This is a genomic window from Shewanella denitrificans OS217, assembly GCF_000013765.1.
In the GTDB taxonomy this organism is placed as follows: Bacteria; Pseudomonadota; Gammaproteobacteria; order Enterobacterales; family Shewanellaceae; genus Shewanella; species Shewanella denitrificans.
Window position 1 is genome coordinate 2,971,163 of sequence record NC_007954.1, and the last position, 13,864, is coordinate 2,985,026.

A 13,864-nucleotide genomic window follows, 5' to 3' on the forward strand; every position below is an offset into this window, starting at 1 on the left:
CCCAAGGGCTTGGAGTCTCTGACTCTCCACAGACCTAGGCTACCACAGGTCTAGCGTTTGTTAAGCCCCTTTTTTCATTTTTTTTGCCCTGCTAGCAAATTTTGCTATTTTCAAGCTACTTTTTAACCACTTCAAAGCCTTCAACCGGCTTTTCTAGTGCTAATTTAAGCACTTCATCAATCCAGCGAACCGGATGAATTTGCAAATCAGCGATAACATTAGCTGGAATTTCTTCCAAGTCACGCTCATTTTCCTTAGGAATTAGCACATGCTTAATGCCGCCACGATGGGCTGCAAGCAATTTTTCTTTTAGGCCGCCAATGGGCAACACCTCACCACGTAGGGTGATTTCCCCTGTCATGGCAACATCGCTGCGCACTGGATTCCCAGTAAGGCTAGACACTAAAGCGGTACACATAGCCGCGCCCGCTGAAGGCCCGTCTTTTGGCGTCGCCCCTTCAGGTACATGCACATGGATATCACGTTTTTCATAGAAATCGTTATTGATACCCAATTGTTCTGCACGAGCACGCACCACCGTCATGGCCGCTTGAATAGACTCTTGCATCACATCGCCTAAGGAACCGGTATAAGCCAGCTTACCTTTACCCGCCACTGACGTCGCTTCTATAGTGAGTAAATCCCCGCCCACTTGGGTCCAGGCGAGAGCTGTCACTTGACCTATCTGGTTCTTAGACTCGGCTTTGCCGTAATCAAAACGCTGCACCCCTAAGAAGGTTTTCAGGTTGTCTTGATTAATGACCACAGATTTAACGCTTTTATCCAATAAAATCTGTTTAACGACTTTGCGGCAAATTTTTGAAAGCTCACGTTCAAGAGAACGCACACCGGCTTCACGAGTGTAATAACGAATAATACCCAAAATCGCGCTATCATCGATATGCACTTCCTTGGCTTTCAAGCCGTTACGCTCAATTTGTTTCTCAAGTAAGTGCTTTTTGGCAATATTTAATTTTTCATCTTCGGTATAACCAGAAAGACGAATGACTTCCATGCGGTCCAATAAGGGCCCTGGAATATCCATAGAGTTTGAGGTAGCCACAAACATTACATCCGATAAGTCATAATCGACTTCGAGGTAATGATCGTTAAAGGTGCCATTTTGCTCAGGATCTAACACCTCAAGCAGTGCCGATGCCGGATCGCCGCGCATGTCTGAGCTCATCTTATCGATTTCATCGAGCAAAAACAGTGGGTTTTTCACCCCAACCTTGGCCATCTTCTGGATGATTTTACCAGGCATAGAGCCAATATAAGTCCGTCTATGGCCACGAATTTCAGCCTCATCACGCACGCCGCCTAGCGCAACCCGCACATATTCACGGCCGGTCGCTTTGGCAATAGACTGACCTAATGAGGTTTTACCCACACCCGGTGGTCCGACTAAACACAAGATTGGCCCTTTGAGTTTACGCACCCGGCTCTGCACCGCCAAGTACTCTAAAATCCGGTCTTTTACTTTTTCAAGACCGTGGTGGTCGGTATCCAGCACCACTTGGGCCTTGGCTAAATCGCGCTTAATTTTAGAGCGCTTTTTCCAAGGCACTGACGTCATCCAGTCAACATAACTGCGCACCACTGTGGCTTCTGCCGACATTGGCGACATCATCTTAAGTTTATTGAGTTCGGCATTGGCCTTGTCTTTGGCATCTGCTGGCATGCCAGCTTCTTCAATTTTTTTGCCTAAAACATCAAATTCATCATGACTTTCATCTATGTCGCCCAGTTCTTTTTGAATGGCTTTCATTTGCTCATTCAAATAGTACTCACGCTGACTCTTCTCCATTTGCTTTTTGACCCGAGTACGAATGCGTTTTTCAACCTGTAATAGGTCAATTTCCGCTTCCATCATCGCCATCAAGTATTCAAGACGTTCACCGACATTGATCATTTCAAGTACGGCTTGCTTGTCTTCAAGCTTAAGCGGCATATGGGCCGCCATGGTATCGGCAAGGCGTGCAGCTTCATCTATTCCTGAAAGCGAGGTTAATACTTCCGGAGGGATTTTTTTGTTCAGCTTGATGTAACCCTCAAACTGACTTATTGCACTGCGAACTAAGACCTCTTCTTCTTTCTCGATAAGATCTTCTGATTCTAAATACTGGGCAGTGGCAACGAAGAAACTGTCTTCTTGGGTGTACTTTAAGACTTTGGCTCTCTGACCGCCTTCAACCAAGACTTTCACTGTGCCATCGGGCAGTTTAAGCAACTGCAAGATAGAGGCCACTGTGCCTATGTCGAAGATGTCGTCTTTACCTGGTTCGTCTAAATCGGCATCGCGCTGGGCGACCAATAAAATTTGCTTGTCTTGCTCCATGGCCGATTCAAGGCAACGAATAGATTTTTCTCGGCCGACAAACAACGGAATAACCATATGGGGATAGACCACCACATCTCGCAGTGGCAGCACGGGGAGTTCGATATGCGCTTCACGCTCTTCGGTCATAGCTAGTTTCCGTTTTTAAGAAATGGATTAATTATGAGTATATTGGGGCGCAAGCGTCAGTTTCAATAGCTAAAATAAAAAAAGGAGCCCAATGGACTCCTTATTTATCAGTTTATTAGCTAATAGAACAATTATTGTTCGCCTGAAGCCGCTTTAGTGTCGTTATTCTCATAAATAAGAATGGGATCTGACTCGCCTTTAACCACTGACTCATCGATAACGGCTTTCACCACACCTTTGACTGTCGGCAAATCGTACATGGTATCAAGTAAAATACCTTCTACGATTGAACGCAGACCACGGGCACCGGTTTTACGGCTCATGGCTTTTTTCGCGATAGCTTTAAGGGCATCTTCGCGGAATTCAAGCTCGACATTTTCCATCTCAAATAAGGCGCCATACTGCTTAGTTAAGGCATTCTTTGGTTGAGACAAAATCTGTATCAAAGCTGATTCATCCAATTCAGTTAAGGTAGCCACAACAGGTAGACGACCAATAAACTCAGGGATAAGACCGTATTTCACTAAATCTTCAGGTTCTACTTGACCTAAGATTTGTGAAATTGTGGCTTTATCTTGCTCGCCCTTCACTTCTGCGCCAAAACCTATGCCAGTACCTGTGTGCGCCCGCTGTTCTATCACTTTCTCAAGACCTGCGAATGCACCGCCACAGATAAATAAGATTTTAGAGGTATCAACCTGTAAAAACTCTTGCTGAGGATGCTTACGACCACCTTGTGGAGGCACAGAAGCTACAGTACCTTCAATCAGCTTAAGTAAAGCTTGCTGCACGCCTTCACCCGACACATCACGAGTAATGGATGGATTGTCAGACTTACGGCTGATTTTATCGATTTCATCGATATAGACGATACCGCGCTGAGCTTTTTCTACATCGTAATCGCACTTTTGCAATAGCTTTTGAATGATGTTTTCAACATCTTCACCCACATAACCCGCTTCGGTTAAGGTGGTGGCATCTGCCATGGCAAATGGCACGTTCAGTGAACGGGCTAAGGTTTCTGCCAGTAAGGTTTTACCGCTACCGGTTGGGCCGATTAACAAGATATTACTCTTGCCAAGTTCAACGCCTTCTTTGGTGGTGCCATTACGCAAACGTTTGTAATGGTTATACACAGCCACCGCGAGGACTTTTTTTGCCTTGTCTTGCCCTATGACATACTCATCTAAATGATTACGCAGCTCATGGGGCGTAGGCAATTTATCATGATCACGCTTAGGTGAGATCTCTTTGATCTCCTCGCGAATGATGTCGTTACACAACTCGACACATTCATCACACACATATACAGAAGGACCCGCAATGAGTTTTCTTACCTCATGCTGGCTTTTTCCGCAAAAAGAGCAGTACAGCAATTTACCGCTGTCACCGTTATTTTTGTTATCGCCCATTACCCTACCTCTATTTGCAGCCTACACACTGCCTGTAGTCAGAATTCTTGCTAGCCACACAGGCTATCTCTAGTTTCACAATAGCCTAATGTCGGCTAAAAATCAGCTACGACTAGTTAAAAGCGAATCAACTAAACCGTAATCCATTGCTTGCGTTGCACTCATGAAGTTGTCTCTGTCAGTATCACGCTCGATAACTTCCAGCGGTTGACCCGTATGCTCGGCCAACATTTGGTTTAATTTGTTCTTGATACCCAGGATTTCTTGAGCATGAATGGCGATATCCGATGCCTGACCTTGGAAGCCACCTAATGGCTGATGGATCATCACTCGTGAGTTAGGCAAACAATGACGCTTGCCCTTAGCACCGCCAGCTAACAAAAATGCGCCCATGCTTGCCGCTTGTCCAATACACACAGTACTGACGTTAGGCTTGATAAATTGCATGGTGTCATAAATGGCCATACCCGCAGTGACAGAGCCACCTGGCGAGTTAATGTATAGATAGATATCTTTATCTGGGCTTTCTGATTCGAGGAACAGTAACTGGGCCACGATAAGGTTAGCCATGTGCTCTTCAACTTGGCCAACTAAAAATATCACCCGTTCTTTTAACAGGCGAGAATAAATATCATATGAACGTTCACCCTTAGCGGTTTGTTCAACAACCATAGGTACAAGAGCATTGAGTACAGATTCTGGCGCTTTATGCATTATTCACTTCCCTAAAATAAAAAATGGCCCGCATGAGGAACCTCATACGAGCCATTATAAATGGCGAACCGCAGTTCAAGTCAAGCTAAGCTTACGCGCGGCCACTAGCCTTGTTCATAAATTCTTCAAAAGCCACTTCTTTAGTCGTGACTTTAGCAGATTTTAGCAGCGCTTCAACGGCTTGCTCTTCAAGGGCTACGTTACGCATGTTCTGCATCATTTCTTTATTGCTATTGTAGTAAGCAACTACTTCAGCTGGATCTTCATAAGCAGAAGCCATAGACGCGATTAGCGCTTGAACGCGGGAGTCTTCAGCTTTTAATTCGCTAGTCTTGATCACTTCGCCTAATAATAGACCGATTTTAACGCGACGCTCAGCTTGTTCAGTGAATAGTTCAGCAGGAAGCTCAGGCATGTTCTTAGTCTGGCCACCAAAACGTTGCATTGCTTGCTTACGCAACACTTCAACTTCACCGTCGATTAATGCGCTAGGAATAGTCACGTCATTTGCCGCGAGTAAACCATTGATCACTTGCTCTTTCACGTTAGCTTTAAGCGCTTGCTCAAGTTCACGGGTCATGTTCTTACGGATTTCAGCTTTCAATGCGTCTACGCCGCCTGAAGTGATACCGAACAAAGTCGCGAACTCATCGTTAACTTCTGGTAATTGCGCCGCTTGAACTTCAGTGAGGGTAATAGCGAATTTAGCCGCTTTACCTTTTAAGTTTTCAGCGTGGTAATCTTCAGGGAAGCTAACTTCGATATCGAAGGTTTCACCGGCTTTATGGCCAGTAACACCAGTTTCAAAACCTGGGATCATACGGTTACTGCCGATTTCAAGTTCGAAATCATCAGCCTTGCCACCGTCAAACTCTTCACCATCGATTGAACCAACAAAATTCATTTTCACTTTGTCGCCTGCAGCACTTGCGCGCTCAACAACGGCAAAGGTTGCATGCTGCTTACGAAGTGTTTCAATCATTGCATCTAAATCGGCATCGTTAACTTCAGCTTTAGGCTGTTCAACGGCGATAGTGTCAAGACCCGTTAAGGTAATTTCTGGATAGATTTCGAAGGTAGCAACAAACTCAAAGCTTTCACCCACAGACTTGCCAGGCATAAAGGTTGGTGCGCCAGCTGGGTTTAATTTCTCAGCAATGATAGCTTCGATAAAGTTGCGTTGCATCACTTCACCCATCACATCTTGACGGATAGCTTGGCCATAACGCTTGTTAATTTCGCTTAACGGTACCTTGCCTGGACGGAAACCAGGAAGACGCGCGCGCTTAGCTTCACGTGTGATACCGTCTTTTACCATTTTTTCAATTTGTTCAGCAGGAACAGAAATAGTTAGGCGACGACCTAGGCCTTCAGTTGTTTCAACAGAAACTTGCATTGTATTACCTCGAAATATGTCTAAACATCCTTTAAATAGTCGAAAATTCAACTATTGATTATTCGTTTCTTGATGATTAATTGTGACTAACGCACATTTAAGTACTGCCAAAACTTTGCAGCGGCGCGAGTTGTTCTTTAGTTGATACTTATCAAGACGCGCCATTATAGCCAGCGTTTTCTATAGAGTCGAGCCTGAAAATGGCCATTTTGGCTATAAAAAAAGCGACCTAAGGTCGCTTTTTTTAATAATCGTGCGATAAATGCGCTACACGATGAAATAATGGGGTGACTGATGGGGCTCGAACCCACGACAACCGGAATCACAATCCGGGACTCTACCAACTGAGCTACAATCACCACTGAAAATGGTACGCCCGGCAGGATTCGAACCTGCGACCACCCGCTTAGAAGGCGGGTGCTCTATCCAACTGAGCTACGGGCGCATAGAACAAATTTTAACAAATCCTGTCAAGCATTGAACAAGTAGAAACTTGTTCCGTCATTACACACTAACTAATGACGTTAAATCTTGCACATCTACCACCGAATTTACAAGCAGTAATGTTAAATGTGGTCGGTGATAGAGGATTCGAACCTCTGACCCTCTGCTCCCAAAGCAGATGCGCTACCGGGCTGCGCTAATCACCGAAAATTTTGCTTAGTATTTTGAGACTACCGAGGGCAACCCTCTGCTCCACCCTTTCAAAGGGCCGTGATGCGCTACCAAACTGCGCTAATCACCGCAAATCTTCTTTATTATTTGGAGCCTGTCGAGGGCACCCCTCTGCTCCACCCTTTCAAAGGGCCGTGATGCGCTACCAAACTACGCTAATCACCGGAAATCTTTACAATAAATCTTTCTTAAAACTTCAACATCGCAGAAGCACTTGAAGCTCGAGAACGGAGCGCATCTTAACGAGTCACCCCGTTAGCGTCAATGCTTTTTTTATTGATTTAGTCTATCTGACTACTAATGCAGCAGCTTAGGTTGAGTTAGTGCGATTATCACCCTAGCGTGAATATAATATTCGCACTATCCACCATGACAGCCCAAGTCCCCCCTGTTAGAATGACGACCGATTTCCCCTATGCCCAAATTAGAGTCACGCAACGATGCCGCCGACACTAGATGTCTTAATTAGCGCCACGTGCTTTACTCTACCCAGCTTTCTCTACCCTGATAGGATCCTAAGCCATGACAGCACAACTCATTGATGGCAAAGCGATAGCCCAAACTATTCGCTCAACATTAAAACAAAAAGTCGCCGCACGCATTGAAGCGGGTAAGCGTGCGCCAGGCCTTGCGGTCATCTTAGTTGGACTGGACGCTGCCTCTAAAATTTATGTTGGCAGCAAACGCCGTGCCTGCGAGGAAGTGGGTTTTGAATCACGTTCGTTCGATTTAGACATCAATACCAGTGAAGCCGATTTACTCGCCCTTATTGATAAATGCAACCAAGACCCAAGCATCGACGGCATTCTCGTCCAGCTGCCTTTACCTGAACATATCGATGATTCAAAAGTTATTGAGCGCATCCGCCCCGATAAAGATGTCGATGGATTTCATCCTTATAATGTCGGCCGATTAGCCCAGCGCATTCCCGTGCTGCGTCCTTGTACCCCACTTGGTATTATGACCTTAATCAAGTCCACGGGTGTAGATACCTACGGCTTAGATGCCACGATAGTAGGCGCCTCGAACATTGTTGGCCGCCCTATGACCTTGGAATTGTTGTTAGCGGGTTGCACCACCACCACTTGTCACAGATTCACCAAAAATCTCGAGCAAAAGGTTCGCCAAGCAGATTTATTGGTTGTCGCCGTTGGTAAACCTGGGTTTATTCTCGGTGAGTGGATAAAACCTGGCGCTATCGTGATTGATGTGGGCATTAACCGCCTCGAAAATGGCAGCTTAGTGGGTGATGTGGAATTTGATGCAGCGTCACAACACGCAGGCTTTATTACGCCAGTCCCTGGCGGTGTCGGTCCAATGACGATTGCCTGTTTACTTGAAAACACCTTGTATGCCGCTGAAACTTATCACGACGTGAACTAACCTTTGGTTTTAGCAAAATTATTCCATATAAAAGTTATTCAGTATGAAAAACAAAAATAAATAAATACAAAAATGCCTGCAAATGTGCAGGCATTTTTATCAGGGCTTAATTATCGCCCAACGCGAGTTTTTTAATTGACTTTTTTCTAGCCTACTTCTTTTTCCAAGTAGTCCCATTTTCACCGTCTTCAAGCACCACACCTAGCTGATTTAGACGATCGCGCGCCACATCGGCCGCAGCCCAGTCCTTTTCAGTACGGGCACGGTTACGCTCGACAATCAGCGCTTCAATCTCAGCCACTTCATCATCGCTGCCACTGCCTTTAAAGAAGGTCTCAATATCTACACTGACAATCCCAAGTACATCAGCAAGCTGCTTCATGCTCACCCCAAGGGCCGATGCGGCACCCATGTCCGTGGTTTTTAAGCGGTTAATTTCACGCACCATATCAAACAACACTGAATAGGCTTCTGGGGTATTAAAGTCATCATTCATGGCAGATTTGAACTTAGTCACATACTCATCGGCAGGCGCTGCGGTTACAGTTAAATCCAAATCTTTGAACGCTGTGTATAAACGCTCTAGTGCTGAACGCGCCTGCTTAAGGTTGTCTTCAGAGTAGTTAAGCTGGCTGCGATAATGTCCAGATAGCAAGAAGTAACGCACGGTTTGCGCATCATAATGCTTAAGTACGTCCCTAATGGTGAAAAAGTTACCTAACGACTTAGACATTTTTTCACGGTCAACCATCACCATGCCTGTGTGCATCCAATAGTTCACATAAGGGGTGTCATGGGCACAGCAAGATTGAGCGATTTCATTCTCATGATGGGGAAACTGTAAGTCTGAGCCGCCGCCATGAATGTCAAAATGGGTACCTAAGTGCTTACCGTTCATCGCTGAACATTCAATGTGCCATCCTGGACGACCCGCTCCCCAAGGTGACTCCCAGGTTGGCTCGCCAGGCTTTGACATTTTCCACAGCACAAAATCCATCGGGTTTTGTTTGTTATGATCAATTTCAACGCGTGCACCCGCTTGAAGTTGGTCAATATTCTGCCCAGATAAACGCCCATACTCTTTATAGGACGCCACACTGAATAACACGTCACCATCGGGAGCAACATAAGCATGGCCACGGTCTAGTAACCGCTGCACCATCTCAATGATTTCAGGCATATGCAAGGTCGCTTTCGGCTCAAAATCAGGCCTGACCATGTTAAGCGCATCAAAATCTTTATGCATTTCAGCGGTTAAACGCTCAGTCAACGCATCACAAGATTCATTATTTTCAGCGGCGCGTTTGATGATCTTGTCATCCACATCGGTAATATTACGCTGAAAATTTACTTCGTAACCTAGGTAACGTAGATAACGTACGATCATGTCAAAAGATACAAAAGTACGACCATGGCCAATATGGCATAAATCGTAAATAGTTATGCCACAAACATACATGCCAATTTTACCAGGGGTAATAGGTTTAAACTCTTGTTTCTCGCGGCTCATGCTATTGTAAATCTTCAACATTGATAGTTCTCTTTACGCTAAAATTTAAAGGCAAACTTTTTGCTGAGTCTAGCATGATGTACGCCGTTTTGAACACCGCACTTTAAGCCACAGTTAAGATAAGTTAGAATCGCGCCACAGAAATCACTCTCGGTTATTATTTAGGTTATTATCCATGATCACTTTACACACTAGTGCTGGCGACATTACGCTACAACTTAACGACGAAAAAGCCCCTATCACAGCTGCTAACTTCATGAAATACGTTGAAGAGGGTTTCTTCGATGGCACTATTTTTCACCGCGTTATCGATGGTTTCATGATCCAAGGTGGCGGTTTCACTGAAGATATGACCCAAAAGACTCCAGGTGCTGCAATTAAAAACGAAGCCAATAACGGTTTATCTAACCGTAAAGGCACTGTTGCCATGGCCAGAACTTCTGATCCACATTCAGCGACAGCCCAGTTCTTCATCAATGTCGGCGATAACACTTTCTTAGATTTTAAAGCTGAGAACAGCCAAGGCTGGGGATATTGCGTATTCGGCGAAGTGGTTGAAGGCATTGAAATTGTAGAACAAATCAAAGGCGTTGCCACGGGTAACCGCGGTATGCACCAAGATGTGCCATTAGAAGCTATCGTTATCAATAGCGTCAGCGTTAAGGCATAAATCTTTGGCGCAGACAGTGATGACTCAGGCTATTGCAACCAGGATAGAACAGCACACTGTCTTTGTGGGCGATCTGCATTTAAGTGCCGATCGCCCCGATATCAGCCAAGCTTTTTTAGCTTTTCTCAGTCATGGCTTAGATAATGTCGAGGCGCTGTACGTCCTTGGTGATTTATTTGAAGTCTGGATGGGCGATGATATTGCAGAGCCTTTCAGTTTAGAGATAGCGCGCGCACTGCAGCAAGTATCCCAGCGCATGCCAGTGTATTTCACCCAAGGTAACCGTGACTTTCTGGTGGGCAAGGACTTTTGCCAACGGGCAGGCATGACGCCCTTAGCGGATGTTCATTGCACAACACTTTATGGCATTCAAACTGTGATTTTACACGGTGATAGTCTGTGCACCTTAGATGAAGCCTACCAAAAGTTTCGCCGTTTTCGCTCCATCAAGCTGGTTCGCTGGTTATACACTCAACTGCCTCAATCCCAACGCTTAAAGATTGCGCAAAACATTCGCAACAAGAGCAAAAAAGATAATCAGTATAAGAGCACTGAAATCATGGACGTTGAGCCACAAGCCGTCGATGCACTGCTTGAGCAAACTCACTCAACCCGAATGATCCACGGCCACACCCATAGACCTGCGATTCATCAGCTTGCCAATAACAGGCAACGTCTGGTAGTCGGTGATTGGTATGATCAAGGCAGCATATTACGCATCGGACCATCCTTGTGCGAACTGAACTCACTGCCACTTTAACCTAAACTACTTTAGCCTAATCCACTATAGCTCAAGTCGCTATTATTCTGCTTCTAAAAAACCCATGAATTGTTTATGCATAGCATCATTGCTGTCGAGAAATTTCTCTCCCAGTAAATGATCTAAGCCTTCAAAATTAATATGCGTACATGAACCTTGAGTGCCTGCGGTATCCATTCGCTGGCAAAGCGCTTTTGCCATCAGATTGGAAGGCCATATTTCATCGTTTGAGCCAGTCAACAAGACAACGTCCCCTTTTATGTTTTCAACCGGAATACGTCCTTGACCCGCCTTCGCGTTTTGTAATGATTGGCTATATAAATCCAATAGCCCTTTGACTTCGCCTGTGGGCCTAAAAGGCACAAAATCTAACGCTTTGCCCCCTTGGGTCCAGCTCGAACTAGGCGTCTTAGTCCAGTCCTTTAAAAAGCCTGCCCATATTACAGAGCTCGGCGCAATGGCGACAACTTTAGAAAATAGTGGATCTTGTGATGCCAATAACAGGGATAACTCGGCCCCCTTTGACCAACCCACTAAGATAAGCCCATCTTGACGTACATTGGCTTGATTGAGTAGCCAGACTTTGGCCTTGGCAAAATACTCAAGGGGGATTTGTTCTAGCTCTTGCGGCAAGCCCTTGTCATTAAAATAGGCTAACGAAAGCACAGGGTGGCCCTCATGGGCAATCGCCTTCGCGAGACTCTCAGGCTTGCCCCCTTCTGCCCCCCCTAGCACTAACACGCCATATTGAGGACCAGCTTGGGTTGCGGGGTAAAAGTCGGCGGCTATCGCATCTGTTGCAACACTGAGTGTTTCAGCCCCCTGACTAATTGACGAGAACAATCCAGTCAAAGCACCAGTTAATACCAGGATAAGGCTTTTTCTCAACATAATTTTTATATTCCAAATAAAATCAGAGTATTACTAAATCATAAGTCAATTGTTTGCTGGCAATAACTGCCAGCAAACTTATGCCCACCATATTAGTATTACAGATTGCTGGTCTCTTTTAAGGCCACAGCTGAACCTGCAGCTTCAGTGCTTGTATTGGCAATGTAGCTGTCGATGACTTGTTCGAGCAAATCTAGCGGCATGGCACCATTTTTAAGCACAGCATCATGAAACTCACGAATATCAAACTTATCCCCCAGTTTATCCATGGCTTTTTGACGTAGCTCAAGAATTTTTATCATGCCCACTTTATAAGCCGTGGCTTGACCAGGCATAACAATATAACGCTCAATTTCTGCCACCACATCCCGCTCTGCCATACCTGTGTGGCTCGCCATATAGTCTATAGCTTCGGCTCGAGTCCAGCGTTTGTGATGTATACCTGTATCAACCACTAACCGCACCGCACGAAAGAGTTCTGCGCTAAGCCTGCCAATATTATCTTCAGGTTTTGACTGAAAACCTTGCTCAAACGCTACCCGTTCGGCATAGAGTGCCCAACCTTCACTGTACGCAGTAAATGGCGCGAAGCGGCGAATGAGTGGCATGCCCTCAAGCTCCATGGCGATGGTCACTTGAAAGTGGTGCCCTGGGATCCCTTCATGATAAGCCAAGGTGCGCATGCCAAATTTTGGTGTAGTTTTCACATCGTAAAGATTGGCAAAAAAACGCCCTGGACGACTGCCATCAAGGGCTGGTGGCTGATAATAAGCACCCGGTGAGGTTTTTTCTTTAAACTCAGGAATACGCACCACTTCCATGCCCGCTTCTGGACGTATATTGAAAGCACTTGTTAGACCTTTATCGATTTCATCTAAAATAGTTTGATAATCAATAAGAATTTGCGCGCGCCCTGCATCTGAATCCTCATAATAATATTCAGGCTTTGCCGAGAAAGCGTCCATAGCAGCCAAGTAGCCAGAGTCAATGTTAACTCCCTGCTGTTTAAAAATAGTTAGCATTTCAGCTTGAATTCTCTCCACCTCCTGTAAACCTAAATTATGTATGTATTCTGGGCTGTAATCTGTGGTGGTAAAGAATTTTAAAGCAAACTTATAAGCCTCTGCGCCTTGAGGTAGGCGCCAGTAACCATCATCATTTCCCGCCTTAGTTTTAAGGCCATCAAAATAATCAATCAACAGGCCATAGGCTGGGTATATTTGCTCATTGATAGCAATTTCAGTTTGGGACAATAAGCTTTGGCGCTGTTCTTGGGTTATATCTTCTGACTCATTGAGTTTTTTATCCAATGAAGCATAGAGAATATTTTCAAGTGGCGGGGTGGCCACAAAGGCGCGCATCTCATCGAGCACACGTTCAATTACAAATAACGGCGGAATAATGCCTTTCTCTTCCCGCAGTTTAAGGCCAATTAATTGCTGGCTAAATTTACGCTCAAGCTCCCCTAAACGTGAAAGATAATTCTGTGCATCCTCGACGCTGTGTACCTGGTGGGATGATTCCATGAAACTTGGGAATTGATTTTGAATACCAAAAAGCTGATTGGCAGGATACGTATGATATTGGAACACCTCGGCCTTCTCAGCCATATTCAGCAGATACATGGCGACATTTTTAGTCATCAATTGCTCTTGGGATAGGCTTGCATCACTGTACTGTTCAAGGCCTTCACGGATCTGCTTTAAATGAGCAAACATCTCTTCGGTTCGCTCAGGCGCTTCATCATCAAGATGGGCATTATGGCCCGTTATGCCTACCGACTCTAAAAAACCCAGTGAAGTGAGGGTTTCAGGATCGCTAAAAGCGACTTTAACCATTTCTCTGTCTAAAAAGGCCCTAAACATAAACGGTTTATCCGCATACCATTCATGAGCGGCAAATCCCGCGGTAACAGTCGCTAGCCCCAACGTGCCTGCACCAATCCATTTGAGTGTTTTCTTCAACATGCTTAGTCCTTAATATTAT

The 13,864-nt window shown here is 45.2% G+C and carries 10 protein-coding genes and 3 tRNA genes; 3 read left to right on the forward strand and 10 right to left on the reverse strand.

What is annotated here, in order from left to right; genetic code table 11:
• Positions 1-115: 115 nt before the first annotated feature.
• The 7 genes from lon to SDEN_RS12945 all read right to left on the reverse strand — a co-directional run bounded on the left by lon (position 116) and on the right by SDEN_RS12945 (position 6,639).
• The gene (gene lon, locus SDEN_RS12915) at positions 116-2,467 is read right to left on the reverse strand and encodes an endopeptidase La (protein WP_011496924.1); all 2,352 of its coding nucleotides are present in this window, start codon (positions 2,465-2,467) and stop codon (positions 116-118) included.
• 131 nt (positions 2,468-2,598) lie between these two features.
• The gene (gene clpX / locus SDEN_RS12920) at positions 2,599-3,879 is read right to left on the reverse strand and encodes an ATP-dependent protease ATP-binding subunit ClpX (protein WP_011496925.1); all 1,281 of its coding nucleotides are present in this window, start codon (positions 3,877-3,879) and stop codon (positions 2,599-2,601) included.
• 102 nt (positions 3,880-3,981) lie between these two features.
• Positions 3,982-4,593 carry an ATP-dependent Clp endopeptidase proteolytic subunit ClpP gene (gene clpP / locus SDEN_RS12925; protein ID WP_011496926.1) on the reverse strand — a complete coding sequence of 204 codons (612 nt, stop codon included), beginning with the start codon at positions 4,591-4,593 and terminating at the stop codon, positions 3,982-3,984.
• A gap of 91 nt (positions 4,594-4,684) precedes the next feature.
• Positions 4,685-5,989: a trigger factor gene (gene tig / locus SDEN_RS12930; RefSeq protein ID WP_011496927.1), complete on the reverse strand. Its 1,305-nt coding sequence runs from the start codon at positions 5,987-5,989 to the stop codon at positions 4,685-4,687.
• Between the two features lie 283 nt (positions 5,990-6,272).
• A tRNA-His gene (locus tag SDEN_RS12935) sits at positions 6,273-6,348 on the reverse strand.
• A 9-nt stretch (positions 6,349-6,357) separates the two neighbouring features.
• Positions 6,358-6,434 (reverse strand) — tRNA-Arg (locus SDEN_RS12940).
• Between the two features lie 128 nt (positions 6,435-6,562).
• Positions 6,563-6,639: transfer RNA gene (locus SDEN_RS12945), tRNA-Pro, on the reverse strand.
• A 547-nt stretch (positions 6,640-7,186) separates the two neighbouring features.
• Here SDEN_RS12945 and folD point away from each other — a divergent pair.
• Positions 7,187-8,047, forward strand: a complete 861-nt coding sequence (folD, locus tag SDEN_RS12950) for a bifunctional methylenetetrahydrofolate dehydrogenase/methenyltetrahydrofolate cyclohydrolase FolD (protein ID WP_011496928.1) — start codon at positions 7,187-7,189, stop codon at positions 8,045-8,047.
• Between the two features lie 151 nt (positions 8,048-8,198).
• On the opposite strand, the gene cysS is transcribed toward folD, so the two are convergent.
• Positions 8,199-9,578 carry a cysteine--tRNA ligase gene (gene cysS, locus SDEN_RS12955; protein ID WP_011496929.1) on the reverse strand — a complete coding sequence of 460 codons (1,380 nt, stop codon included), beginning with the start codon at positions 9,576-9,578 and terminating at the stop codon, positions 8,199-8,201.
• Between the two features lie 154 nt (positions 9,579-9,732).
• On the opposite strand from cysS, the gene SDEN_RS12960 reads away from it, so the two are divergent.
• Both SDEN_RS12960 and SDEN_RS12965 read left to right on the forward strand, forming a co-directional pair.
• Positions 9,733-10,227, forward strand: coding sequence for a peptidylprolyl isomerase (locus SDEN_RS12960; RefSeq protein ID WP_011496930.1), 495 nt, complete (start codon positions 9,733-9,735; stop codon positions 10,225-10,227).
• Positions 10,228-10,246: 19 nt separating this feature from the next.
• Positions 10,247-10,987 carry a UDP-2,3-diacylglucosamine diphosphatase gene (locus SDEN_RS12965; protein WP_011496931.1) on the forward strand — a complete coding sequence of 247 codons (741 nt, stop codon included), beginning with the start codon at positions 10,247-10,249 and terminating at the stop codon, positions 10,985-10,987.
• A 42-nt stretch (positions 10,988-11,029) separates the two neighbouring features.
• Here SDEN_RS12965 and SDEN_RS12970 read toward each other — a convergent pair whose 3' ends face one another.
• The gene (locus SDEN_RS12970) at positions 11,030-11,878 is read right to left on the reverse strand and encodes an acyl-CoA thioester hydrolase/BAAT C-terminal domain-containing protein (protein ID WP_011496932.1); all 849 of its coding nucleotides are present in this window, start codon (positions 11,876-11,878) and stop codon (positions 11,030-11,032) included.
• A 98-nt stretch (positions 11,879-11,976) separates the two neighbouring features.
• On the reverse strand, positions 11,977-13,845 hold the full coding sequence (locus SDEN_RS12975) for a DUF885 domain-containing protein (RefSeq protein ID WP_011496933.1): 1,869 nt from the start codon (positions 13,843-13,845) through the stop codon (positions 11,977-11,979).
• Positions 13,846-13,864: the final 19 nt, after the last annotated feature.